The 25,634-nt window shown below is 69.4% G+C and carries 19 protein-coding genes; 11 read left to right on the forward strand and 8 right to left on the reverse strand.

Going from position 1 to position 25,634, the window contains the following annotated elements:
- The first annotated feature begins 436 nt into the window (after window positions 1-436).
- From ENSA7_RS05070 to ENSA7_RS05095, 6 genes are read left to right on the forward strand one after another with little or no spacing between them, the layout of a single operon-like run.
- Window positions 437-1,894: an aspartate kinase gene (locus tag ENSA7_RS05070; protein WP_181233187.1), complete on the forward strand. Its 1,458-nt coding sequence runs from the start codon at window positions 437-439 to the stop codon at window positions 1,892-1,894.
- On the forward strand, window positions 1,891-2,427 hold the full coding sequence (ectA, locus tag ENSA7_RS05075; protein WP_106088057.1) for a diaminobutyrate acetyltransferase: 537 nt from the start codon (window positions 1,891-1,893) through the stop codon (window positions 2,425-2,427). The genes ENSA7_RS05070 and ectA overlap by 4 nt, the downstream gene beginning before the upstream one ends.
- Window positions 2,424-3,758 (forward strand): diaminobutyrate--2-oxoglutarate transaminase, encoded by a 1,335-nt coding sequence (gene ectB / locus ENSA7_RS05080; protein ID WP_106088058.1) that lies wholly within the window; start codon window positions 2,424-2,426, stop codon window positions 3,756-3,758. Before ectA ends, ectB begins: the two co-directional genes overlap by 4 nt.
- Complete coding sequence (locus tag ENSA7_RS05085) at window positions 3,755-4,135, forward strand: ectoine synthase (protein ID WP_106088059.1); 381 nt, start codon at window positions 3,755-3,757, stop codon at window positions 4,133-4,135. The genes ectB and ENSA7_RS05085 overlap by 4 nt, the downstream gene beginning before the upstream one ends.
- A 27-nt stretch (window positions 4,136-4,162) precedes the next feature.
- The gene (gene thpD / locus ENSA7_RS05090) at window positions 4,163-5,059 is read left to right on the forward strand and encodes an ectoine hydroxylase (protein ID WP_106088060.1); all 897 of its coding nucleotides are present in this window, start codon (window positions 4,163-4,165) and stop codon (window positions 5,057-5,059) included.
- Window positions 5,056-6,501, forward strand: coding sequence for a sodium/proline symporter (locus ENSA7_RS05095; protein ID WP_106088061.1), 1,446 nt, complete (start codon window positions 5,056-5,058; stop codon window positions 6,499-6,501). Before thpD ends, ENSA7_RS05095 begins: the two co-directional genes overlap by 4 nt.
- 9 nt (window positions 6,502-6,510) lie before the next feature.
- On the opposite strand, the gene ENSA7_RS05100 is transcribed toward ENSA7_RS05095, so the two are convergent.
- Window positions 6,511-7,143 (reverse strand): MarC family protein, encoded by a 633-nt coding sequence (locus ENSA7_RS05100; protein ID WP_219907911.1) that lies wholly within the window; start codon window positions 7,141-7,143, stop codon window positions 6,511-6,513.
- Window positions 7,144-7,459: 316 nt separating this feature from the next.
- On the opposite strand from ENSA7_RS05100, the gene ENSA7_RS05105 reads away from it, so the two are divergent.
- Genes ENSA7_RS05105 through ENSA7_RS05115 form a run of 3 tightly spaced genes read left to right on the forward strand, consistent with a single transcriptional unit; the run spans window position 7,460 to window position 10,702 of the window.
- Window positions 7,460-8,320 (forward strand): glycine/sarcosine N-methyltransferase, encoded by an 861-nt coding sequence (locus ENSA7_RS05105; RefSeq protein WP_244923715.1) that lies wholly within the window; start codon window positions 7,460-7,462, stop codon window positions 8,318-8,320.
- The gene (locus ENSA7_RS05110) at window positions 8,317-9,180 is read left to right on the forward strand and encodes a methyltransferase domain-containing protein (RefSeq protein ID WP_219907912.1); all 864 of its coding nucleotides are present in this window, start codon (window positions 8,317-8,319) and stop codon (window positions 9,178-9,180) included. The genes ENSA7_RS05105 and ENSA7_RS05110 overlap by 4 nt, the downstream gene beginning before the upstream one ends.
- A complete protein-coding gene (locus ENSA7_RS05115) occupies window positions 9,173-10,702 on the forward strand; it encodes a BCCT family transporter (RefSeq protein WP_106088063.1) in 1,530 nt (509 codons plus the stop codon). Before ENSA7_RS05110 ends, ENSA7_RS05115 begins: the two co-directional genes overlap by 8 nt.
- Window positions 10,703-10,734: 32 nt before the next feature.
- Here the strand turns inward: ENSA7_RS05115 and ENSA7_RS46070 are convergent, their stop codons facing one another.
- A complete protein-coding gene (locus ENSA7_RS46070) occupies window positions 10,735-11,397 on the reverse strand; it encodes an HNH endonuclease signature motif containing protein (protein WP_106088064.1) in 663 nt (220 codons plus the stop codon).
- Between the two features lie 1,113 nt (window positions 11,398-12,510).
- Here ENSA7_RS46070 and ENSA7_RS05130 point away from each other — a divergent pair.
- Window positions 12,511-12,858: a hypothetical protein gene (locus tag ENSA7_RS05130; RefSeq protein WP_146157352.1), complete on the forward strand. Its 348-nt coding sequence runs from the start codon at window positions 12,511-12,513 to the stop codon at window positions 12,856-12,858.
- Here ENSA7_RS05130 and ENSA7_RS05135 read toward each other — a convergent pair.
- The gene (locus tag ENSA7_RS05135; protein ID WP_106088067.1) at window positions 12,827-14,461 is read right to left on the reverse strand and encodes a DUF8728 domain-containing protein; all 1,635 of its coding nucleotides are present in this window, start codon (window positions 14,459-14,461) and stop codon (window positions 12,827-12,829) included. The genes ENSA7_RS05130 and ENSA7_RS05135 overlap by 32 nt on opposite strands.
- 186 nt (window positions 14,462-14,647) lie before the next feature.
- Between ENSA7_RS05135 and ENSA7_RS05140 the strand changes: the two genes are divergently transcribed.
- A complete protein-coding gene (locus tag ENSA7_RS05140) occupies window positions 14,648-18,352 on the forward strand; it encodes an AgmX/PglI C-terminal domain-containing protein (RefSeq protein WP_106088068.1) in 3,705 nt (1,234 codons plus the stop codon).
- 12 nt (window positions 18,353-18,364) lie between these two features.
- Here the strand turns inward: ENSA7_RS05140 and ENSA7_RS05145 are convergent, their stop codons facing one another.
- The 5 genes from ENSA7_RS05145 to iadA form a co-directional block, all read right to left on the reverse strand.
- Window positions 18,365-20,098: a Mur ligase family protein gene (locus ENSA7_RS05145; RefSeq protein WP_106088069.1), complete on the reverse strand. Its 1,734-nt coding sequence runs from the start codon at window positions 20,096-20,098 to the stop codon at window positions 18,365-18,367.
- Window positions 20,099-22,993, reverse strand: a complete 2,895-nt coding sequence (gene cphA, locus ENSA7_RS05150) for a cyanophycin synthetase (protein ID WP_106088070.1) — start codon at window positions 22,991-22,993, stop codon at window positions 20,099-20,101. It abuts the gene before it with no gap.
- A 241-nt stretch (window positions 22,994-23,234) separates the two neighbouring features.
- On the reverse strand, window positions 23,235-24,062 hold the full coding sequence (locus tag ENSA7_RS05155) for a cyanophycinase (RefSeq protein ID WP_106088071.1): 828 nt from the start codon (window positions 24,060-24,062) through the stop codon (window positions 23,235-23,237).
- 168 nt (window positions 24,063-24,230) lie between these two features.
- Window positions 24,231-24,593, reverse strand: a complete 363-nt coding sequence (locus ENSA7_RS05160) for a peptidylprolyl isomerase (RefSeq protein WP_443655649.1) — start codon at window positions 24,591-24,593, stop codon at window positions 24,231-24,233.
- 54 nt (window positions 24,594-24,647) lie between these two features.
- Window positions 24,648-25,634, reverse strand: a 987-nt coding sequence (gene iadA, locus ENSA7_RS05165; RefSeq protein ID WP_106088078.1) for a beta-aspartyl-peptidase, incomplete at its 5' end; no start/stop codon positions are given.

A 25,634-nucleotide genomic window follows, 5' to 3' on the forward strand; every position in this document is an offset into this window, starting at 1 on the left:
CGAGCGAAAACCGTGCATCCACGTCGCCGGTGAGTGCGTGTTGCTGGTGAGTGTTTGGGGTGTGGACTCACGCTGCGTGGCAGCCGGTGGCCGAACGGAACGCCTCGGCGGATATCTAGACCAACGTAATCATGCGCTTCATCTGCTCCGCCCGGCGCGAGAGCCGACTGAGGGGTACTCAGATATCTAATCATCATGCGAGACAATAGAATGTCGTGATATTTTATCATCATCAGCACATATTAAAGTATCAATCATGATCACAGTTTTCCGTCCGAGCGGTTGACAGGCTCCACGAGCACGACTAGTAGTGTGGCGCCCCAGCGACCGACTCTGCCTCGCAACACGCGAGAGCAGCGTCCGCCGCCACAACCGATTTCAGACTATGCCGTCCGAGTCCGATTCAGACCCAGACACTTCTACTTCGACCTTTATCGTGCTCAAGTTTGGCGGCACGAGCGTCGCCAATCCCCAGCGCTGGCGTCACATCGCGTCCGTCGTCATGGACAACGTGCGTCAGGGTAAGCACCCCGTCGTGGTGTGCTCGGCGCTGGCTGGCGTCACCGACACCCTCACGGGCCTGGTCGACGCTGTCGAGCGCGGTCGCGCGCCGGGCGAGTACCTCGCTCGCGTTCATGAGCTCCACCAGCGCCTCGCCGACGCGCTCGACCTCGACCTCGACGCCGTGCTCGGCGAGGAGCTGTCCGCGCTCACACAGCTGAGCGCGTGCGTGGGGCCGCCATGCCCCGAGGCGTGGCGAGCTCGCGTGCTGGCGTCCGGCGAGCTGCTGTCGACCAAGATCGGCGCCGCGTGGCTGCGTGCTCAGGGGCTCAACGTCCACTGGGTCGACGCCCGTAGCCTGCTCGAGGCCATCCCCGAGCCGAACGGCGGCGCCGCCCAGCGCTACCTCTCGGCCTGCTGCGCGCATGAGCCCGATCCAGCCGCGCGCGGCCGGCTGGCCTCGAACAGCATCGACGCGACGATCACTCAGGGCTTCATCGCCCGCAATCATCGCGGCGAGACCGTGGTCCTCGGTCGCGGCGGCTCCGACACCTCGGCGGCGTACCTGGCCGCCAAGCTGCAGGCCGAGCGCCTCGAGATCTGGACCGACGTCCCGGGTCTGTTCACCGCCGACCCGCGCTACGCCGCCCGGGCCCGACTCCTGCCGCGGATCAGCTACGAAGAAGCCGCGGTGTTCGGGGCCCTGGGCGCGAAGGTCCTGCACCCGCGCTGCCTCGCGCCGGCCCGCGCGGCGGGGATCTTGCTGGGCATTCGGTGGACCGATCGGCCGGAGGTCCCCGGCACCCTGATCGGCGCCGGGCCCGAATTCACGCGACCCGGCATCAAGATGATCAGCTCGCGCTCGAACCTGTGCCTGATCCGGATGCGCCGGCCTCGCGACTGGCAGCCGGTCGGGTTCATGGCCGAGGTCTCGACCTGCTTTCGCAACCACGGGCTGTCCATGGATCTGATCTCGAGCTCTCCGGCCGAGATCCGCGCGACGATCGACCTCGCCGCGCTCCCCGGGGCCAGCGCGCGCGTCGACGATCTACTCGAGGATCTCGAGCAATTTTGCGTGCCCTCGATCATCCGCGACGTCGCCTGCGTCAGCATCACGGGCACGAGCATCAGCAGCGAGCTGCCGCGCCTCGCCACGGCCCTGCTGCTGCTCGGTGAGCCTTCCGTTCACCTGTTCAGCCACGCCGCCGACGACACCCACGTCAGCTACGTCGTCGACGCGGACGCAGCGCGAGACCTGGTCCGCACGATGCACGCGGCGGTGTTCGACGATGTCGACGGGCTCAAGCCGCCGGGGCCGGCCTGGGTCGAGCTGCAGCGACCAACGGACCGCGCGCGCCTGTCCACACCCAGCCCCACGGCGGCCCGCCGATGACCGCGACCGCCCAGACTTCCTCCTCGGCCCCCGCGCTCGAGGTGTCCCTGCGCCAGCCAACCGTCGCAGACGGCGCGGCGATCTGGACCCTGGTCCGTGAGTCCGGCGCGCTCGAGCCCAACACCTGCTACGCCTACCTGCTGCTGGCCACGCACTTCGCCGGGACCTGTGTGGTCGCCGAGCGCGACGGCGAGCTGGTCGGCTTCGTGCTTGGCTACCGCCCGCCGACGCGGCCCGAGGCGGTGTTCGTGTGGCAGATCGGTGTGCGGGCGGACGCCCGCGGCGCGGGCCTCGGCAAGCGCCTGCTCCACCGGCTCATCGAGCTCCCGGACGCCGCGGACGCGACCTTTCTCGAGGCCACGGTCGGCACGTCCAACCAGGCCTCGGCGCGCCTGTTTCTCGGGTTCGCCCGCGAGCGCGGCGTCGCCTGCGAGCGCGCGCCAGGGTTCGAGTCCGCCGACTTTGGCCCGCTCGAGCACGAGCCCGAGCCGCTCTACCGCATTGGTCCCCTACGAAAGCAAGAGACAACATGAATCGAACCATCGAAACCCTAGAGTCGGAGGTTCGCAGCTACAGCCGCTCGTTCCCCAAGGTGTTCGCCCGGGCCGAGGGCAGTGAGCTGTTCGACCGCCAAGGTCGCGCGTACCTCGACTTCTTCGCTGGCGCTGGCGCGCTCAACTACGGCCACAACAACCGGCACCTGCAGGCGCCGCTGCTCGAGTACATCGAGGCGGGCGGCGTCACCCACAGCCTCGACATGGCGACCGAGGCCAAGTGCAGCTTCCTCGAGCGCTTCGCCGCGCTCGTGCTCGAGCCGCGCGGCCTCGACTACAAGCTGATGTTTCCCGGCCCCACCGGGACCAACTCGGTCGAGGCGGCGCTCAAGCTGGCGCGCAAGGTCACCGGTCGGACCAACGTGGCGTCGTTCACCCGGGGCTTCCACGGCATGACGCTGGGCTCGCTCGCGACGACCGGCAACGCGGGCAAGCGCCACGGCGCTGGCATGGCCCTCGGCGGCGTCGATCGCATGCCCTTCGACGGCTACCTCGGCGACGACGTCGACACCCTCGACTATGTCGAGCGCCTGCTCGACGATCCCTCGAGCGGCGTCGACGCGCCAGCGGCGTTCATCGTCGAGACCGTCCAGGGCGAGGGTGGGGTCAACCTCGCCTCTCCCGCGTGGCTTCAGCGACTCGCGGACCTCGCTCGCCGCCACGCGGCGCTGCTGATCATCGATGACGTTCAGGTCGGCTGCGGACGGACCGGGCCGTTCTTCAGCTTCGAGGCGCTCGGGGTCGAGCCCGACATCGTGTGCCTGTCGAAGTCGCTCTCGGGCTACGGCCTGCCGTTCGCGCTGACCTTGTTTCGCCCGCAGCTCGACGTGTGGAACCCCGGCGAGCACAACGGCACGTTTCGCGGCAACAACCTCGCGTTCGTGACCGCGACGGCCGCCCTCGAGCGCTACTGGCGAGACGACGCGCTGACGCGAGCGGTCGATCGCAAGGCCGAGCTGGTCCGCCAGCGACTCGGTGCGATCGCCGAGCGTTTCGACGCCGACGTGCGTGGGCGCGGGCTGATCTGGGGCGTCGACTTCGGCTCCCGCGCGGCCGTGGCCGGCGTCGCCTCGCGCGAGGCGTTCGGGCGCGGGCTCCTGATTGAGACCTCCGGCGCCCACGACGAAGTCCTCAAGCTGCTGCCGCCGCTGACGATCACCGAGGCCGAGCTCGAGCGCGGCCTCGACATCATCGGCGAGGTCGTCGCGCTCGCCGTCAACCGTGGTGACGAACGCAAACCCGAGCGCAAACCCAGCCGCGAGCGGCGGCGGGTCGAGTCGTCCAAGCCCGAAGCGGCGGTGCAACCATGATCGTGCGTCGCTTGAACGAGCTCCCCGAAGATCGGGTGGTCTCGGGCGAGACCTGGATCAGCCGCCGGCTGCTGCTGCGCGACGAGGGCATGGGCTTCTCGTTGCACGACACGCTGATCAAGGCCGGGACCCGGACCGAGATGCGCTACGCCAACCACCTCGAGTCGGTCTACTGCATCGAGGGCGAGGGTACGGTCACGGTCGTCGGCAGCGGCGAGGTCATCGACATCGAGCCCGGCACCGTCTACGCCCTCGATCAACACGACGAGCACGTGCTCGAGGCCCGCACGCAGCTGCGCATGGTCTGCGTGTTCAACCCGCCGCTCGCCGGCCCCGAGGTCCACGATGCGACCGGCGCGTATCCCCTGATCGACTGAGATCAAGACCCGGAGAGACACCCTGTCATGACAGCAAGCGATCCCTACCGCTCGCGCGGTCACGAGTGGGAGATCATCGAGCGCAGCGACCCGATCTGCTGGGGCCAGCGGCCCGGGCCGCTGTCCCCCGAGCAGCTCGAGAGCTTCCGCGCCCGGGGCTTCTTGGTCTGGCCCGAGCTGCTCGGCGCCAGCGAAGTCGACGCCCTCCGCAAGCGCGCCGCGCAGCTGCGCGAGCGACCGGACCTGCGCGGCCGCGACGACGTGATCAGCGAGCCCGGCAGCGGGGCGATCCGCTCGATCTTTCGCGTGCATCGCGACCAGACGATCGACGGGGAGATGTTCGCCCAGCTCGCCGCCGATCCCCGGCTCGCCGACGTCGCGCGCCAGATCCTGGCCAGCGAGGTCTACGTCCACCAGTCGCGCATCAACTTCAAGCCCGGCTTCGAAGGCCGCGAGTTCTACTGGCACTCGGACTTCGAGACCTGGCACATGGAGGACGGCATGGGCCAGATGCGGGCGCTGAGCGCCTCGGTCCTGCTGACCGACAACAGCTCGATCAACGGGCCGCTGATGCTGATCGCCGGCTCGCACCGCCGCTACGTCCGCTGCGCTGGTGAGACCCCGGCCAACCACTACAAGCAGTCGCTCGTGGCCCAGCGCTACGGCGTGCCTGACCAGCAGGCCCTGACCCGGCTCGCCGAGGACGGCGAGATCGTCGAGGCCACCGGCCCAGCCGGCACTGTCGTGTTCTTCGACTGCAACACCATGCACGGCTCGACGGGCAACCTCTCGCCGTTCCCCCGCCACAACGTGTTCTTGGTCTACAACAGCGTCGAGAATCGGCTGGGCGCGCCCTACGGCGGCCTCCCACCGCGGCCCGAGTTTCTGGCCGAGCGCGAGCCCGTCTCGCTCGCGCCCCGATGACCGGGCCAAAGACCGCGATCATCGTGAGCTTCGGGCTGTGCCTGCTGGCGTTCACGCTGGTCGGCATGCTCTCGGCTCGGCGCCGCCAGGAGACCAGCACCGACTACCTGATCGCCGGCCGCAGCGTGAGCCCGTGGCTGACGGCGCTGTCCAGCGTCGCGACCAACAACAGCGGCTTCATGTTCATCGGCCTGCTGGGGTTCACCTACCGGTTCGGGGTCCAGGCCGTGTGGCTGCAGCTCGGCTGGATCCTCGGCGACTTCGTGGTCTGGATGTGGGTACACGGCCGGGTCCGCGCGCTGTCGGGCCGGCTCGACGTCGCCTCGGTCCCGGCCCTGCTCGGGACCCGCGACAACGGCTCGACCGTGCGCCTGACCGTGATCGTCACGGGCGCGCTGACCTTCGTGTTCCTGGGCGGCTACGCGGCCGCCCAGCTCGCGGCCGGGAGCACCGCCCTGCACGTGCTGTTCGGCTGGGACATGCGGCTGGGAGCGATCATCGGCGCGGTGATCGTCGTGCTCTACTGCTTCTCCGGCGGCCTCCGAGCCTCGATCTGGACCGACGCGGTCCAGTCGATCGTGATGCTGGTCTCGATGGGCTTGCTGCTCGCGATCGCGATGGCCCGGGCCGGCGGACCGATCGAGCTGTTCGCCAGCCTCGAGGCGATCGATCCCACCCTCGTCCGCTGGCGTCCGGCCGAGCTCCGGTTCGGGCTCGGCCTGTACTTCCTGGGCTTCGTCGCCGGGGGCCTCGGCGCCGTCGGTCAGCCCCACATCTTGATCCGCAGCATGGCGATCTCGTCGGCCAAGCAGATCCCGCGGGCGCGAAGGATCTACTACCTGTGGTTCGTGCCCTTCAGCGTCGCGGCGGTCGGCGCGGGGCTCTACGCCCGGGTCCTGCTGCCCGACTTGCTCGTTGGCGCGGCGCCCGACGCCATGGCCCAGGCGGCGGAGAGCGCCCTGCCCCGGCTGTCGCTCGCGCTGATGCCCGAGGTCCTCGTCGGCCTGATGCTCGCCGGAATCTTCTCGGCGACCATGTCGACCGCGGACTCGCAGATCCTGGCCTGCTCGGCGGCGGTCACCCAGGACATCGCGCCGACGCTGCGCGACTCGTATCGGGCGTCCAAGCTGGCCACGCTCGCGGTCACAGGCCTGGCGCTGACCATCGCGCTGTCGGCCAGCGACGGCGTGTTCGCGCTGGTGCTCGGGGCCTGGTCGGCGCTCGGAGCCAGCCTGGGTCCGCTGTTGATCTTGCGCGTCATGGGCCGCGTGCCCTCGGCTCCCGTCGCGCTGGTGATGATGACGGCCGGCGTGCTGACCGTGTTCTCGTGGGGCGCGTCGAGCCTGGCCGACGATGTGTTCAAGCTGCTCCCGGGGCTCGCGGTGCCCCTCGCGATCTACGCGATCAGCGAGCTGGCCACGAAAAACCGGTCGCGAAGCTAGCGGCAGCGCTCACACGCCGAGCGCGTCCCGGGCCCATAGCTCGAGCCCGCTCAGCACCATGTCGATCGCAATCGTCCCGATCAACAGCGCCGACGCACGGCCGATGACGTCGACGTAGCGATCGACCAGCTCCACGTTGCGCTGCTGGACGCGGGTGTGGATGGCCTTGAGCACCACCAGCCCGCCGACGGTCACGGACATCGCCGCCACGATCGAGACCAGCGCCCACACCACCGGCAACCGAGCGCCGGCCAGGATGCTGGCGCTGACCGTCCCGGGGCCGACCATGAAGGGCATCGCGATGGCGCCAGCGAGGTGCCCAGGCGCCCCGCGCAGCTGGGTCAGGGCCTCGGGTCCGTCCTGAGCGAAGCGCACGCCGATCAGCAAGAACAAGATCCCGCCGAACACCAGGAACGACGCGAAGCGAACCTGCAGCACGTCCTGGAAGATCGCGTCGCCACCCGCTGCGAACACGCAGAACACCCCCGTGGCGATCAGCGAACCGCGGGTCAGGATCTGGTTGAAGGTCCGGTCGTCGAGGGTCTGGATCATGTCCAGCAGGTAGATGCTCATCAGAAACGGGTTGAGCAGCACCACCAACAACATGGTGGACTTCATGAATGGGTCGAGCTCGAACGCCACACACCCACCGTGCCTTCTGAGCTGTCGATCCTCAACCCTCGGGCGGCGACCGAGCTGCGAGCCGAGCCCCATGTCCCGGGTGCCAGGTCGGTGCCAGGTTGTCGGCGCCCGCTCGAGTCACTGGCACGTGGCCGTCACCCGCTCAACTTGCTCGTGACCGCACCTGTGAGGTACGATCCGCCCGCGTCGATTGTGGCGGACGGGCGAGGCCTGTCTTTGGTGAGTCCGCCGCTCGGCCCCGCTCTGCCCCCAGCTGAGCAAGGATCGCGGCGCCAGCTCCACGACGCAGGGCGTGTGAAAACCGCGGAAGGACATCGTGAATCAGCCAAACGACACCGCACGTATCGACACCATCGAGCCCGAACAGAGCTATGCGGACAATCCGCTCGAGGATCGGTCGACCGATCACTATCAGGCCGAGTACGTTCAATCCTTTGTCGAGAAGTGGGATGAGCTGATCGACTGGGATCGGCGTGAGAGCAGCGAAGGCAAGTTCTTCATCGATCTGCTCCGGCGACTCGGCAAGCGCTCGGTCCTCGATGTCGCAACCGGGACCGGGTTTCACTCGGTCCAGCTGCTGCGCGCAGGCTTTGACGTGACCTCCGCCGACGGCAACGCCGAGATGCTGAGCAAGGCGTTCATCAACGCCCGCCGCCGGGGCTTCGTGCTGCGCACGGTCCCCGCCGACTGGCGCTGGCTCAACCGCGACATCGTCGGCCGCTACGACGCGGTGATCTGTCTGGGCAATTCCTTCACCCATCTGTTCTCCGAACGCGACCGTCGCCGGGCGCTCGCCGAATTCTACGCGGCCCTGCGCCACGACGGCGTGCTGATCCTCGATCAGCGTAACTATGACCGGCTGCTCGACTCGGGCGTCGCGACCAAACATGCCTATTACTATTGTGGGGAGGCAGTCCGGGCCGAGCCCGAGCACGTCGACGACGGGCTCGCGCGGTTTCGCTACGAGTTCCCCGACAAATCGGTCTACCACCTCAACATGTTCCCGCTGCGAAAGCGCTACGTCAGGAACCTGATGAAAGAGGTTGGTTTCCAGGACGTGACCACCTACGGAGACTTTCAGGAGACCCACGCCAACCTAGACCCTGACTTCTTCGTCCACGTCGCAACCAAGGAGTTCGCCAACGAGGACGAAGACCAACCGGAGCAACCAGCGTGACACGAGCGAGCGTGACACAGGCCAGCGCGGCGACCCAGGCGGCTCAGAGCTACTACGACAGCGACGAGGCCGACCAGTTCTACTTCAACATCTGGGGCGGCGAGGACATCCACATCGGGCTCTACGACGAGGCCGGTGAGCGCTCGATCCACGAGGCCGGTCGCCGGATCATCGATCGCATGATCGAGCTGCTCGGGCCGATCACCGCCGCCGATCGTGTCCTCGATCTCGGCTCGGGCTACGGCGGCGCCGCCCGTGTGCTCGCGCGCCGGTTCGACTGCAACGTCGTGTGTCTCAACCTCAGCGAGACCCAAAACGCGCGCAACCGCGAGCTGTGCCAGGCCGCGCAGCTCGCCCGGGTCCAGGTTCGGCAGGGCAACTTCGAGCACTTGCCGTTCGCCGACGAGAGCGTCGAGATCGCGTGGTCGCAAGACGCGATCCTCCACAGCGGCGCCCGCCAGCAGGTCATCAACGAGGTCGCGCGGGTCCTGCGACCCGGCGGGCGCTTCGTGTTCACCGATCCCATGCGCCGCGACCACGTCCCCGCCGCCTCGCTCGGCCCGATCCTCGAGCGCATCCACCTCGACGATCTCGCCTGCTTCGAATTCTATCGCCGCGCGTGCGCCGAGGCTGGGCTCGAGGTCGTCACGATCCAAGATCTGAGCGTGCACCTGCCGCGTCACTACGAGCGGGTCCGGGTCGAGCTCGAGGCGCGCCGGGCCGAGATCGAGTCGCTCTCGACCCCGAGCTACGTCGCCGGCATGCTCGGAGGCCTGCGCCGCTGGGTCGAGGCCGGCGAGCAGGGGCTGCTGGCCTGGGGCATCGTCGTCGCGCGCAAGCCGGGCCCGACAGGTGCCTGAAGGTCGCCGCGCCCCGCCAATATTCTGGGTCTCGGCCGGGCTCGTGGCGATCTTCGTCGTCGCAACCTCGCTGTGGCCCACGGCCGCCCGCGCGGGCTTTGCCCGGCTCCTGAGCGAGATCACGACGCGCTTCGGCTGGCTGTTCATCCTGTCCGTCGGCGGCTTCCTGATCGCTGCGATCGCGCTCGCCGTCTCGCCCTTCGCCCGGATCCGGCTCGGCCCCGACGACGCCGAGCCCGAGTTCTCGCTGACCACCTGGCTGGCGATGTTGTTCGCCGCGGGCATGGGCATCGGGCTGGTGTTCTTCGGCGTCGCCGAGCCCCTCACCCACTTCGCGGCCCCGCTCGAGGCCACCCCACACACGACCGCCGCCGCGCAAGAGGCGATGGTCCTGACCTTCTTCCACTGGGGCCTGCACGCCTGGGCGATCTACGCGATCGTCGGCATGACCCTGGCCTACTTCTGTTTTCGTCGCGGCCGGCCGCTCGCGCCGAGCTCGGCCCTCGAGCCGCTGATCGGTCGCTGGGCGGTCCGCGGACCGGGCAAGGCCGTCGACGTGCTCGCGGTGTTCGGCACCCTGTTTGGGTTGGCGACCTCGCTCGGACTCGGCGCCATGCAGGTCAACGCCGGCCTCGCCGAGCTGTTCGGGCTGCCGAAGTCGATCACCGTGCAGCTCGTGATCATCGCCTGCATCACGGCCGCGGCGACCGCCTCGGTCGTGTCTGGGCTCCACGCTGGCGTCCGCCGCCTGTCCGAGGCCAACATGATCCTCGCCGCGGCGTTGCTCGTGTTCGTGCTCGCCGCGGGCCCGACCGCCCTGCTGCTCGACTGCTTCGTCGACAACCTTGGCCACTACCTCCAGGGCTTGGTCCAGCGGACCTTCTCGCGCGCAGCCTGGCGCGGCGACGACGACTGGCACGCCCGCTGGACCCTGTTTTACTGGGCGTGGTGGATCTCGTGGGCGCCCTTCGTCGGGACCTTCATCGCCCGGATCTCCCGCGGCCGCACGATCCGGGAGTTCGTGGCCGGCGTGGTCCTGGTCCCGAGCCTGCTGACCTTCGTGTGGCTGACCGTGTTCGGCGACACCGCCCTGTGGCTGGAGCTGCGCGGCGGGGTCGAGGTCTCGTCTGCGGTCGCGGCCGACGCGAGCACGGCGATCTACGTGGTCCTGCGCGAGCTGCCTGGGGGCGCCGCTGCGTGCCTCGTGACCACGCTGGTCGTGATCTTGTTCTTCGTCACGTCTTCGGACTCGGGCTCGCTGGTCGTCGACATGCTCAGCTCCGACGGTGATCCCAACCCGCCGATCCGACGGCGGGTGTTCTGGGCCGTCAGCGAGGGCGTCGTGGCTGCCGTGCTGCTCGCGGTCGGGGGGCTCGAGTCGCTGCAGGCAGCCGCGATCGCCACAGGGCTGCCATTTTGTGTGGTCGTGATCGCGATGCTCGTTGGCCTCGTTGTCGCGCTTCGCCGGTTCGAGGGTCCGGAGCTCGAGCGCGCGCCTCGGACTCCGCGGAGCCAAGACTAACGCCGCGGCTCGATTTTTTGCGACAGCGGCCCTCAGGCGTGCGCGCAGCTCCCCGCGGCGCACGTCTGCTCTGCGATGAACAACCATCCCAGGGTATCCGCCAAGTCCACTGGCCTGCCGTCCCACTTGGGCGCGGTCATGGCTGGGTCAATGTGCAGATCAGCCTCGCGTAGGAACAGCTCGAGCTCCTCGAGATCATACCCCGTCGCCGCCGACGCTGGAGTGGCAGGAATGTCGCGTCCGCGCTGATCTAGAAACACAAGCTTGCCGTCCCGAATTTCGCAAGACAGGCTGCATTCGTGAATCATGCGGTGATGGCCGGGGCACACCAACACCAGGTTTGCCAGAGAGGTCGGGCCACCTTCGGCCCAGCCTGGAATATGGTGACCATGCAGGTGCTGGTTGCGACTGCATCCCGGCACCCGGCAGCCGCCATCGCGCAGCCACAGCGCCCGACCGATCGCCGATGGAATCGTGCGGGTGCTGCGGCCGACGTCGAGCAGCTCGCCGTGCTCGCCGACCACGACGTCGACCCGGGCGCTGTCGCACGCGAGCATCTGCGCGACGTGGCGAGGTACTGGCGTACCGTCCCGCATGAAGCCGCCGACACCATCGGAGCCGCCCTCGAGTTGCTGCGGTGAGGTGATGACGACCAACTCGTAGCCCGAGCCGAGCGTGCGTGGGCGGAGTTTCAAGTAGGCTCGCGCGACGTCGACGATCGCGTCGGCGCGCTGCTGCTCGTGGTCCTCGCCCGGGAGATCGCCCGGGGTCGCTGCACAGCTCGACGCTGCGCTGGTAGGACCGAGTCAGTCGCTCGAGCTGAGCCGCGGTGGCGTGGGCGGGTGAGCAGCGCGTGCTCGGCGATGTCAATGCGCGCGACGAATGTGGCGATCTCTTCGCCCAGGGCCTCCAGCTGATCTGCGGTCATGGAGCGACGGAATGCAGCGACATCGGACATACCTACATTGCACACATTCAACTGTTCAGGTCAAGCCAATTACCTGATCGGAATACCACGACCCCAAGGTCCTGTGGTGGGCGACGGGAACGCCACGCCGCCCTCTTCGTCGTGGAAGGTCCAGGTCGGCCCGGGCCCCACGCCCGCAGGCTCGAGACCAATGAAACAGCCCACGACCGCGCCATCGCTCGAGTCGGAGGCTTCCGCGGAAGCCTGCGGCGAAGCCCCCGCGGAAGCCTGCCCGTCCCTCGCCGACAGCATCGTCTGCCAACCAGAGCGGCCTCCTCGGGTGTCACCTGCATCTCGATGCGGACCATGCCGCCGAGCCCATCAAACAGGCAAACCCGGGTGAGCAGCGGGTGCTCGGCAATGTCGATGCGCGCGCCGAATATGGCGATCTCTTCGCCCGGAGCCTCCAGCTGATCTGGGTTATGGAGCGAGGAATGTGGCGACATCAGTTCAGATCACGCCAGTGATGCAATTTCAGGTCGAGTTCGGCTCATTGAGTTTGGTGTCAACGCGTCGATTCTCGGAAGGCCTGAACGGTTACGCGCGGTCGCGCAGGTGCGTCGCACGACCGTCAGTCGCTCGGGAGTGCCAGCTCGGTGCGGATTCAGACCAACCGGGAGCATCAGCCTCGCCCGTGGACGCGCCGGAGTTGCGGCTCGGCCTCACTCCAGGAAACGGGCTTCACTTCGCCCCGCCCGGCTGAGCGATGCGGCTGTGTACATCGGGCGACATCGAGGCCAGCCCGCTCTCGAGGGCGTCCAAGATCGCTACCGCCGCTCGTCATGGTCCTGAGAGCTCCAGCACCTACCCCACGCGCCGGTCCTTGCTACCCTATCCCCCGGTGTTCGAGATCGTCATCGCCATCGGGATCATCGTCGCGCTGCTCGCAAGCGCGATGATCCCCCCAATGTCACTGCTGTGGCTCAGCGTCGGCGTGGGCACCCTCGGCGCAGGTCTCGGGCTCCCCGCAGGCTTCGTCTACCACGCGAAGCTATGGCGGGCGCTGCGAGCCGAGGGCCACGCGACCGGGGACATGTGGCTGCGGCCGCACCATCTGCACGTCAAGCTGTCCGACCAGCGTCGCTCCGCGGTGGTGGTGTGGTTCGCCGTGGGCGCCGTTGGCTTCGGGCTGACGATGCTCGGGGCGGCCGGAGTGCTCACGGCGGTGGTTCGACTCGCGGCCCACTGAGCTCGGTGTCTCGGCGGCGAAACACGACATAGTGAAACGCGCCCCGCTTGGCGTTGAAGCGGCGCTGCTGCACATAGTCTTGCTCGAACCGCGGATCCGCCAGCAGCTCACGATAGATCTGCCCACGCGGCTCGATCTGCTTGGGGCTGCGCGAGTGCACGACGATCAGCGAAGGGCGCTGCTCGGCGAGGATCCAGTCGGCCTGCCGCCCCGGCTCCCCGCGCAGCGGCGGCCTGGCCAGCGCGGCGCTGTTGAGACAGAACGCGTCGATGATCGGGGCGTCCCCCGTCCAGCCCGCGACACCCACGTCACCAAGCAGCGCGCGCTCACCCGGTCCGAGCGCGCGGCCAAGGTGCTCGCCGAGCGCCGCCCGGGCCCGGGTTCGCGCCGCATAGCCGCTCGCGCGCCCGCGCAGATCGTCGTGGCTCGGCAGCCCACCCAGCGGCGTCGCCACGACCAAGATCAGCACCACCAGCGCAGGCTCGATGTAGCGCGGCCCGACCCCCCGCGCGACCCAAGCTGCCAGGCGCAGCGCGGTCGCGGACGCGAGCACGCACACCAGCGCGTGGGCGGCCAGCAGGTGACGCAGGTCGTGGCCGATCAACGGATCCGCCCCGATCAGCGCGATCGCATACACCAGCAAGATCGAGAGCGGCAGCAGCACCCGCGCGTCGACCCGGCGCAGCGGCCAGATCACCGCCAGCACCAAGCTCAGCGGCGCCGCCGACCAGTAGTCCTCGAGCAACGCGAACTGATCGACGTGGCCAGCCTTGCAGCGCACCGTGTTGGGGACCAGCTCGCCAAAATACGCGAACCGCCAGCCGGCGTAGATCAGCATCAGCGGCACGAACACGCCGACGAAGCCGAGCGCCGCGCGACGGTAGCTGCGGGCGTCGAAGCTCGATCCGAGCGCGCGGCGATCCAAGCCCAGCTGCGCGCCAGCGGCGAGCCCCACGGCCAGGGCCAGCAACGGACCTTCCGGACGCAGCAGCGACGCCAGCACACACAGACCACCCGCCAGCGCGAGCGCGCCCGGGCGCAGCCGCCCCCGCGCGAGGCCGAGCCCATCCTCGAGCGAGTCGGTCCCCGGCGAGACCCGCGCGAACCCGAGCCCGCGCAGGGTCGCCAGCACCACCGCACAACCCACGGCGACATACACAGACGTCTCGAGCCCGCTGACCGACCACCAGATCGCGCCGCGCTGCAGCGAGTACAACGCAAACGGCAGCAACGCGGGCAGCGGCCTCATGAAGCGTCGCGCGATCGCCCACTGCAGGTACCCGATCACGACCAAGCCAAGGCAGCCGATCAGCTTGAGCGGCGTCGCCTCGAGCTCGCCGAGCGCCGCGAACCCAGCGGCGATCAGCACGTGGACGAAGTTCGAGTAGCCCTCGATCGGCGCCTCGCCCAGGTTCCACACCAGGCCCTCGCCCGCGGACAGGTGCCGGGCGTATCGCAGCGTGATGTAGGCGTCGTCGGTCGTGAACGACCAGGCCGCCACGACCCGGCTGAGCGTGCGCCAGGCCAGCCACACGCACGCGAGCGCGAACACGAGCTGTCCTGGCCTGCCCGCCGCGCGGGAGCTGTGTCGGTCGGCCGCCACGGGCTTCAGGGTCGGCGATTTTGTCCCGCGTGTCGCCAGGGATCCCGAAGTCCGATCGCCGACGACTGGGCCGCCGCGAAGTTCCTCGACCGCGCCAACAAAGCTCGCCGGGTGGGTTGAGTCCCCGCACTCGTGCGAGCCAGGTTCGGCGTAGCACCGAGTAGATGCGTGCTCTATCGTGGTGTCATGCGCTCGTCGGTCTGGCTCCCGTGGTTCGAGGTCTTCATGCTCAGTGGCTTGCTGGTCGCGTGCGCGCCGAAGGGACAGCCAGACCCAAAGCCGCGAGAGGAGCCGGCGGAGGTGCCAGCCGAGCTCGCGTTCACGTCCAGTGACCTCGACCCGCGCGCGCTCCCAGCTGTGTCTGCACAGACCAAGGAAGCCCCGCTGAGCCTGACCGCCAGCGATGGTACCGGGCTCGAGCTGGTCTCGCTGACGGCACGGGCTGTCGTGCAAGAGCCGCTGGCGTTCACCGAGCTGCACCTCGTGTTCGACAACCCGGAGGCCCGCACGATCGAGGGCCACTTCCAGATCGACCTGCCGCCCGACGCCTCGATCTCGCGCTTCGCCATGAAGATCGACTCGCACTGGCAAGAGGGCGAGGTCGTCGAGCGTCAGGCCGCGCGCCGGGCCTACGAAGACTTCCTGCACCGCAAGCAGGATCCGGCGCTGCTCGAGAAGCAAGCCGGCAATCGCTTCGCCGCGCGCGTGTTTCCGATCCCAGCGAACGCCCGCAAGGAGCTGATCATCTCGTACTCGCAGGAGCTCGGCGACTCGCGCGAGCCCTACCGGATGGTGCTCGAGGGCCTGCCCAAGCTCGAGGAGCTCGACGTCGAGATCGTCATCGACCGGCCGAGCGGCGCCGCGGCGACCTCGCTGGGCGGTGAGTCCTCGTCCCACGAGAAGATCGTCGTGCACAAGACCGACTTCGTGCCCGACAAGAACCTCGAGGTCGCGTCGACCCGACCGGCCGCGGCGGTCGGGATCCGCCACGATCAGCTGGTGCTCGCGCGGGTGGCCGCGGTCGGGGATCTGCCGCCCGACCCGATCGACGAGCTGACGATCTTGTTCGACACCAGCGCGTCGCGAGCGTTGGGCTTCGCCGGTCAGCTGCACCGCCTGCACGCGCTGGTCGGGCAGCTGCGGGCCAACCACGAGTTTCGCCTGCGGGTGATGAGCTTCGACCAGGACCTCGCGCTGGTCTACGACGGGCCCGCCAGTGGGTTTGGCAGCAAGCAGCTCGAGACGATCTACGCCGGACGGGCGATGGGCGCGTCGGATCTGACCCACGCGCTCGAGCGACTGGCCGAGGTCGGCGGGACCAAGCGGGTGCTGCTGGTCAGCGACGGCATCGCGACGGCCGGCGAGACCGAGCTCGGGGCGCTGCAGACAGCTGTCCGCGCGCTGGGAGAGGCCGGCGTCGAGCGGCTCGACGCGGTGATCGACGGGGGGCTGCAAGATCGCGACGTGCTGGCAGGGATGACCACCGCTGGCCTGGCCCGCGATGGCGTGGTCCTCGATGCCCGCACGCCAACCACCTCCTTGGCGTCACGCCTCGCGCAGGCGACCGCCTCGGGGATCACGGTGACGGTGCCCGGCGCCGAGTGGAGCTGGCCGACCAAGCTCGACGGCGTGCAGCCGGGCGACGAGGTCCTCGTCTACGCCAAGCTGCCCAAGGACATGGGCATGCGCGTGCGCCTCGACGGCGGCGCCCACAGCCTCGAGGCGCCGGTCGAGCTGACAACCGTGTCCAAGCCGCTGCTCGAGCGGGCCTGGGTCGGCGCCCGGATCGACGCGACGACCGTGCAGCGCTCGCAGCTGGGCGACTCCCCCTCGGACAAGCTGCTGCGCGACGAGCTTCAGCGCGAGATCGTGCGGCTGTCGACGACCCATCGAGTCGTCAGCGAGTTCACGGCGCTGTTGGTGCTGGAGACCGAACAGGACTACGCGCGCTTCGAGATCGATCGCAAGGCGCTGGCAGACATCCTGACCGTCGGCGATGTCGGCGGCAACGTGGGGGTGGTCGCGTCCCATCGCGACGAGCTGTGGCTCGCCGACCAACAAGCCGAGCAGGCCGAGAACGAGGCTGAGCTCGAGAACTGGGACGACGAAGCGAGCGAGGAGGATGGCGGCGGCCAGGGCCAGCGGCACCGCGGCGAGGAGGGCCAGATGGGCCGGCCGGGCGGGACCGACTCGCGCCTGTTCTCCATGCGGGGGCCGTCAGCCGCCATGGAGGCCCCCATGGAAGAGAAAGCCGCGCCAGACGACGACCAATGGGCCGAGCTCGAAGGCTCAGAGATCGGCGAGGCCTACGGCGTCGGCGGGCTCGGCCTGGTCGGCACCGGTCGCGGGGGCGGTGGGACTGGTGAAGGCACGATCGGGCTCGGCAACACCGGGTTGATCGGCCGCGGCGGCGGGGGCGGCTCGGGATCCGGCTACGGTCGGGGCTCGGGCGCCGGGTTTGGGGGTCGCGGCGCGAGGGTTCCGATCGTCCGCCAAGCCGCCGCCGAGGTGCTCGGCTCGCTCGACAGGGACATCGTCCGTCGGATCGTCCGCGCTCACATCAACGAGGTCCGGTCTTGCTACAACGCCGGACTGAGCCGCGATCCCAGCTTGCAAGGTCGCGTGGCGATCAACTTCGTCATCGACGACATGGGCAGCGTCAGCAGCTCTAGCGTGGATCAAGCGTCGACGCTGACCGACAGGACCGTGTCCAGGTGCATCGCGTCGGCCGTGGAGCGCTGGCGGTTCCCCAAGCCCCGAGGCGGCGGCGTGGTCAGGGTCACCTATCCGTTCATCCTCAGTCCGGGTGACGGCGAGGCGCCGAACGACGACGAGCCCCCACCACCCCCGCAGACTCCCGAGGAGCTCGAGCAGCGCCGGATCGCGGCCGAGGCGGCCGAGCGCGAGCGTCTGCGGCTCGCGGCCGAGGCCGACGAGGCCAAGCGCTACGAGGACAGCCCCTACTCCGGCAAGCTGTTCGACGTCATGGCGCTGATCAGCGCGGGCAAGCATGAAGCAGCGCTGAGCGCTGCGCTGGCGTGGAGCGACGAGAGCCCCGGGGACGTGCTCGCGCTGCTCGCCGTCGGTGAGGCGCTCGAGGCCCTGGGTCGGCCACGCGCGGCCGCCCGTGCCTACGGATCGATCATCGACCTGTTCCCGGCGCGGGCTGATCTGCGCCGCTACGCGGGCGCGCGACTCGAGCGTCTGGGCGAGGCAGGCATGCAGCTCGCGGCCGACACCTACGCGCAGGCCGTGGCCCAGCGGCCGGATCACCCGGCCAGCCACCGCCTGCACGCCTACGCGCTGCTGCGTCAGGGCCAGCTCGAGCCCGCGCTCGCGGCGATCGAAGCTGGGGCCACCCGCGACTATCCCTCGGGTCGGTTCGACGGGGTCGATCGGATCCTCGACGAGGACCTCGGGCTGATCGCCTCGGCGTTGATCAAGGCGGAGCCGCTCCGCAAAGCCGAGATCGAGGCCCGGGTCCGCGCCGCGGGGGGCGTGATGCCGAGCGGGCGGACCCTGCGCTTCGTGATGACCTGGGAGACCGACGCCAACGACGTGGACTTTCACATCCACGACGGGCGGGGCGGTCACGCGTACTACTCGGATCGCACGCTGCCGTCCGGCGGCCTGCTCTACGCCGACGTGACGACCGGCTACGGGCCCGAGTGCTTCACGATCTCGGGCAAGCCCTCCGCGTTTCCGTACCGGTTCGAGGCCAACTACTACTCGCGCGGTCCGATGGGCTACGGCATGGGCAAGCTGCAGATCGTCCAGAGCGACGGTCTCGGCGATCTGCGCTTCGAGGATCGGGTCTACGTGATCATGAAGGACGGCGCGTTCGTCGACCTGGGAACCCTCGACCAGCCGCTGCAGCCGGGCCACCAGTAGGTCACCGGTAGTTCACGGACCCGGCCGCCAGCCATGCTCACGCAGCCACGCGTCGACAGGCTCGCGCTCGGTGTGGACCAGCACCACGATCAGCTCGCCCGCGGCCGCGTCCTGCACGGCCGCGTCGAGCGAGGCGACCTCGTCGGCGGCGTGGGTGATCGCGCCTCGATAGCCGCCCTCGCGCAGGCCCTGCTCGAGCAAGGGTGGGATCACCCCGAGCTCGCGCCCGCGCAGGTAGTCCGGCAGCTCGCGCAGGATCACCCGCCGCGGCGCGAAGTCAGCCAGCGCGGCCCCGATCGCGCGCAGCTCGGCGTCGCTGCGATCACCGGGCATGCCAAAGCACACCTGGGTGCCCGCCTGCTCCCCCAACCCGCGCACGAGCTCGGCGATCGCGGCGACCCCTGCGAGGTTGTGGGCGAAGTCCAGCAACAGCGAGGGCCGGTTGTCCGCGATCCACAGGCGCGCGCGCCCGGGGTTGTCCTGGGCTGAAGCGCCGAACTCCCGCAGCCCCGCGACGATCGCCGCGTCATCGATCCCGAGGCCACGAGCGGCAGCCGCGGCCGCGAGCGCGTTCTGGACGTTGTGCCGGGCGAGACCACCGAGGCTCAGCGGCAGCTCGTCGACGCCACACAGCGGCACGATCTCGGCGTCCTGCAGCCGACACAGCTGGCCGTCGAGCACGGTCCAGACCTCGCCACCCACGGCCAGCGCCCCGCGCAGAGTTGGGTTGTCGGGGTCGGTCGAGAACCACACGATCGGCGCTGGCAGCTCGCGACCGTGCGCCCAGGTGACCACGGCCGGGCACTCGGCCCCGAGCACCACCCGCCCCTCGGGCTCGACGATCGTCGCGACGATCCCCTTGGCCGCGGCCATGGTCTCGAGATCAAACACCCCGTACTCGCCGAGGTGATCCTGAGCGACGTTGGTGATGACCGCGACCCGGCAGCTGTTGACCCCCGCGCCTCGCCGCAGCAGCCCGCCGCGTGCGGCCTCGAGCAGCGCGAGGTCGATCGCAGGGTTGCGCAGCACCGCCCGGGCCCCGCCGGGGCCGGTCCAGTCGCCAGGCTCGACCAGCTGCTCGTGCACGTACAGCCCGTCGGTCGAGGTGTTGCCGACGCGCAAGCCCTGCTTGCTGACGATCCGCGCGAGCAGCCGGGTGGTCGTGGTCTTGCCGTTGGTGCCCGTGATCAACGCGACCGGTCCGGCCCGGACCCCTGACCAGTCGACCCGCTCGGGCCCCGGCAGCTCGCCGAGCGGCCACGACTCGCTGCCGCCAAAGTACCCGAGCGAGAGCTCGTCGTCGTCGAGCAACCATGGAACGCCGCGGTCCTGCGCCGCGGCGATCAGCTCGAGCACGCCGCGACGTTGATCTTGCTCGAGCTTGGCGAGCGCCCCGAGCCGCGCCAGCTCGGGATCCGGGTCCGCCGAGTCAGCGGGGTCCGCCTCGGCCTGCGCCACCGCCCAATCGTTGAGCTCGGTCGCCGCGTACAGACGATCGACCTCGGCGCGAAACCACAGCTCAGCCCCCTGCCCACCGTCGAGATCTTCGAATCGGCGCACGTGCAGCTGGGCCGTCCAGCCGAGGGTCGCGAGACCCCGCGTCAGGGCGTCACGCCAGCGCGCGATGAAGCCGTCGACCTCCACGTCGGCGCCAAACCGCAGCTCGATCACGGCGCCGGGCGAGCGCGCATGGATGTTGGGGCCAGTCAGCCGGCGCGAGTCGACGACTTCGACAGCACGGGTCACTCAGTCGCTCTCCTCGCGCGCGATCCGGACGCCGCGCTCATCGACGATCACGTCCTTGTGGCTGCCGATCGTCAGCGGACGATCATCGCGAACCGGCTCGACCTGGTCGGCCAGCTCGCTCGCCGCTTGCTCGGCCGACACGATCGGGTGCGGCCCGGTGCCCAGGCCCGAGACCAGCTCGGGCGCCAGCGCGGGCGCGAGGTTGCCGATCCCATCGACGATCGCGGCCGGGTCCGCCGAGCGGCCGTCGCCGGCCCCGAAGTGGATGATCTGCTTCCAACACCGAGTGATGTTGTCGCCGAAGATCACCAACAGATCCTTGGGCTCTGCCAGCTCGAGCGCGGCCGTGACCGCGGCCTGCTCGTCCTCGATGACCGTGATCGCGTCGGGCGAGACCCCCGCCTCGAGCAGCGCCGCGCGCAGGATCGCGGGGACCTCGTGGGCCTCGCGTCCGCGCAGCGAGTCGTCGCGGCGCAGCACGAACTCGTCGAACGCCGTGGCCGCGGCCACGGCGATCCCGCGGATGTCTTCGTCGCGCCGATCACCGGGCGCCGCGAGCACGCACAGCCGCCGCCCGCCGACATCCATACGCTTGGCCGTCTCGGCCATCGCGGCCACGGCCGCCGGGTTGTGGCCGTAGTCCAGGATCACCTTGAAGGGCAGCTCGTCGAACACGTTGAGCCGACCCGGGGCCTGAAAAAAGGTCGTGTCGAAGGTCCGCAGCCCGACCCGAATGTTGTCGACCTTCACGTCCATGACCCAGGCGATCAACGCGGCGAACATCGCGTTTTGGACGTTGAAGATCGCCTTGCCCTCGAGCGTGGCCGGGATCAGGTGGGTCCACAGCAACGGGATGTGACTGCCCTTGTCGTAGAGCGTGATCATCTGCCCGTTGATGCCCTCCTCGAGCACCACCGCGGCCCCGCCCGCGCGGATGTGCTCGCGGACCAGCTCGTGCTTGGGGTTTTGGGTCACGTAGGCGATGCGCTTGGCCTTGGAGTAGTCGGCCATCTCGAGGCAGTGCTGATCGTCGGCGTTGAGCACCGCGCAGTCGCGGCTGACCTCGACGACGATCCGCTTGAGCTCGGCGAGCTGCTCGACGGTCTCGACGCCGCCGAGCCCGAGGTGATCGGCGCTGACGTTGAGCACCGCGCCCACGTTGTTGGACCGGTAGCCCAGGCCCGAGCGCAGCAGCCCGCCGCGAGCGGTCTCGAGCACCGCGGCGTCGACCGTGGGATCGCGCAGCACCATCTGGGCCGAGACCGGGCCGGTCATGTCACCGCTGACGGTCCGTTCGCCGTCGATGTACACGCCGTCGGTCGTGCACAGGCCGACCGTCTTGCCCGACATCTTGAGGATGTGCGCGACCATGCGGCTCGCCGTGGTCTTGCCGTTGGTCCCGGTGATCGAGGCGATCGGGATCCGGGCCGGCGTGCCGGGCGGGAACAGCATGTCGATCACCGGGCCGGCGACGTCGCGCGGGGTGCCCTCGGTCGGGGCCACGTGCATGCGAAACCCCGGCGCCGCGTTGACCTCGCAGATCCCCCCGCCGACCTCCCGGTACGAGCGCGAGACGTCGGTCGTGATGAAGTCGATCCCGGCGACGTCGAGCCCGATCGCCGACGCGGCCCGCTGGGCCATCTCGCGGTTGTCGGGGTGCACCACGCTGGTCATGTCGATCGCGGTGCCGCCGGTCGACAGGTTGCCGGTCGAGCGCAGGTAGAACACCTCGCCCGCGGGGATCACCGACTCTTCGGTCATGCCGCTGGCCTCGAGCAGGCGCCGGGCCTGATGGTCGATCTCGATCCGGGTCAGCACCTTCTCGTGGCCGATCCCGCGGCGCGGATCCGCGTTGACCAGCTCGACCAGCTGCGCGACGGTCCGCTCGCCGTCGCCAACGACGTGACCCGGCACGCGCTTGGCGACCGCGATCAGCTTGCCGTCGATGACCAGCATGCGGTGATCGAACCCGGCGATGTAGGTCTCGACGATGACCGTGCGCGAGTGCTCGCGGGCCTTCTCGAACGCGACCCGGACCGCCTCGCCGTCGCTGAGGTTGATCGACACCCCGCGGCCATGGTTGGCGTTGAGCGGCTTGACGACGACCGGGTAGCCGAGCCGCTCGGCGACCGTCGCCGCCCGCTCTGGGTCGCGCACGAGGTACTGGCGCGGGACCGGCAGCCCGAGGTCCGCGAGGATCTGGTTGGTCTCTTCCTTGTCCGACGCGATCTCGACCGCGATGTGCCGGGTCTCCGACGTGACCGTGGCCTGGATCCGCTTTTGATAGCGCGCGTGGCCGAACTGCACGAGCGAGTGATCGTTGAGCCGCAGCCACGGGATGTCGCGGGCCTCGGCCGCGCGCACCAGCGAGGCCGTCGACGGCCCGAGCTGCCGCCGCTGGGCCATGCCGATCAGCTCGTCGAGCTCCTCGCTGAAGTCGAGGTCGCTGACGTCGGGGATGTCGTCGAGCTCCAGCGACGCCGGGATCAGCGAGTGCAGCAGCCGCAGCGCCAGGTTGCCCGCGGCCTCGCCGACCCGCTCTTCCTCGTACTGATAGACCACGTGGTACTCGCCCTCGGCCCCGGCCCCGCGGGTCTTGCCGAAGCTGACGTCCGCGCCCGCGAGGTTCTGGATCTCGATCGCCACATGCTCGAGCACGTGGCCGAGCCAGGTCCCCTCGTCTTCCCGCAGCCGCCGCAAGAACCCACCCGCGCCGCCGTACGAGCAGCCATGCTCATCCAGACTGGGGATCGCGGCGAGCAGCGCGTCGGCGAAGCCGGGGATCTTCGCGCTCGGCCAGCGCTCGAGCTGGCCGAGATCGAGGCGCAGCCGGATCACCGGGAAGTGGGCGTAGAGGTTGGGGCCACGGTAGATGCGTTGCTCGAGGATCTTCATCGGGGACCTGGAGGGAGGCCCGAGCATATGCCTCTCCCGTGCGCTCGGGCGGGTTTTCTGCCTGGGTGCAGCGGCGTTCGGCAAACCCCGAAGATGCCCGTCAGCGACGAGACGAGCCCCCTGCTAGGGGGCCACACATACCCACGCGAACAAACGGCCCCGAGGAGCGAAGCGACCAGACGCGCCAGCGGCTGCATTCGGCGAACTGCCAAGCTGTCCGCGGGGGTTTATGACAACGGGTTTAAGACAACGGAGGTGTCGCGGCGCGGGTGTGGAGGTTGAAACGGCCGCCCTGGTTGAGGATGTGCAGCCGGATCCCGGTCATGCAGATCGTGTCGCCGTGCGCGGCCGAGCCCATTGAGCTGTGCTCGAGCTTGCTGGCGTCGACCACCGTGATCGCACCGCTCCCGAACACCTCGAGGGTGTCGTCGCCGTCGATGAACGCGGCCGTGTCTTCATCCAGGCCAATGCCGACAGCGAACGGGTTGTAGGCCAGGGCGGCCAGGAGGCGGCCAATGCGATCGCGCTGGCGGAAGTGCTGATCGATGACGATGCGGTTGGTCAGGCCGAACCCGGGGGCGAGTGAGACCATGCCCGCGCGAGGCGTCGCGCCGGACTTGCCGAACGCGATCATGTGCTCGGAGAGGATCGCGGCGCCGGCCGAGGTGCCGCCGACCGAGACGCCGGTTGCGTTGACGCTGCGGATCGCCCGGGCGACGTCGGTACCGCCGAGGATCGTGGAGATCCGCAGCTGGTTGCCGCCGGTCAAGAACACGCCCGTGGCACCGTGCAGGTATTCGAGCCACTTCGGGTTGTCGGCGTCCTCGCGGCGCTTGTAGTCGAGCGCGAGCGCGTCGGCGGCCCCGAGCTCGCGAAAGATCCGCTCGTAGCGGGCCCCGGTGTCATCGAGGCGCGAGGCGGTCGGGATCACGGCGATGCGAGCGTGCTCGTCACCCGAGATCTCGACGAAGCGCCGGAGGATCACCGGGTCGCTGTCTTTGTCTTCGGCGCCGCCGACCGGCACGATGTAGCCACGGCGGTGGTTGTCTTGGACCTTGGCGGGGGACACGTTGGCTCTTCGCCGTCGGCGTTGGCACCGATGCGCGAGCCGAGGTGTCGCCCATGCGAGGGCGGCGGACAAGCCCGCGGGTGGCGACGGCGTGGGCCACGTTTCTGGCCCACCTGCGAAACCATCCGCGCATGCGGCGATGGCACGCGCGGAGCTGCCTAGAGCGCTCTAGGCCGTGCGGGTGATGAGGTGGTAGCCGAAGTCGGTCTCCACCACACCGCTGATGCCGCCAACCTCCATGGAGAACGCGGCCTGCTCGAACGCCGGCACCATCTGACCGCGCCCAAACTGGCCGAGATCTCCCCCCTTGGCGCTGGACGGGCAGTCCGAGTGCTCGCGGGCGAGCCCGGCGAAGTCGGATCCGGCGTCGAGCTTGGTCTTGAGCTCGTTGATCTGCTGCTCGGCCTCGGCCTTGCTGCGGGTCGCCGACGAGCGGGACGAGCCCTTGTACATGAGCAGGATGTGGGAAGCGCGGACGCTGGACATGGGCTGGTTGGTACCAAGCTCCCGGGGGTGTGGCCAGCGCTGGATCAGGCCGCACCCATCGGTCCAGATTGGCCAAGATCGGCCTGCACCAGGACCGGATCAGCGCTCGAACGGGCCCGCGACCACGGCCTCGCCGCCGCGCACCAGCCACACACCGCGTCCGATCACGGCATCGAGGTGAAGCGACTGATCTTCGCGATCGTGAAGGATCAGAAGGTCCGCGTCAGCACCGACAGTCAGCTCCCCCTTCCCGCGCAGCCTTAGCAGCCGCGCGACGTTACAGGTGAACAGCGGTAGCAGCTGTTCGAGGTCGAGACCGTGGACCCGGCGGCCGGCGCGGATCGTGTCGAGCAAGGTCGCGCACTGACCGACGCCATAGCCGTCGAGCTGCCCGTGGTGATCGAAGTGGGGCATGCAGCCGCCGCCGTCCGACGAGCAAGTCAGGTGGTCGAGCGGCAGCCCGGCTTGGTTCCACGCCGCGATCGCATCAGCGGCGCTGAGTCCGTCGCCAACGTCGTCAGCTGGGAACGCCGTGACGTCGATCGTCGGCGCGTGCGACCCCCGATCGCGAACCAGCGCCTGGGCCTCGGCGAACAGCTCCAGGTTGCGGTTGAGGTGGGTCGGATGAAACACGCGGGCCGGCAGCTCGCTGTGGTCGAGCGCGCGCCGAACCAGATCGAGCCCGCGCCCGCCGTCGCCCAGGTGCAGGTGCAGCACCCCCGCCTTGCCGCTGAGCATCCCGCCAACGTGCACGTCGGCGGCGACCCGCAAGAACTCGTCAAAGCTCGGCTGCGAGGATCGGTGATCGCTGATCGCCAGCTCACCGACGCCGATGATCGGATCGACGAACACCATGTCATCGCGGACCGACCCCGTCAGGGTCCTGACCGGGAGCTCGTAGTTGCCCGTCCAACACCACGCGCTCACCCCCTCCTCGCGCAGCGCATAGGTCCGCGCGACCAGCTCTCGCATCGTCCGCGTGGTCCCGTCGGTCCCGAGCACCCCCACCACGCTCGTGACCCCAGCGAGGCTCAGCTGCGTCAACGAGAGCGGCGGCACCCGACTGGTGTAGCCGCGCTCCCCGCC

The organism is Enhygromyxa salina (genome assembly GCF_002994635.1).
Classification (GTDB): Bacteria; Myxococcota_A; Polyangia; order Nannocystales; family Nannocystaceae; genus Plesiocystis; species Plesiocystis salina_B.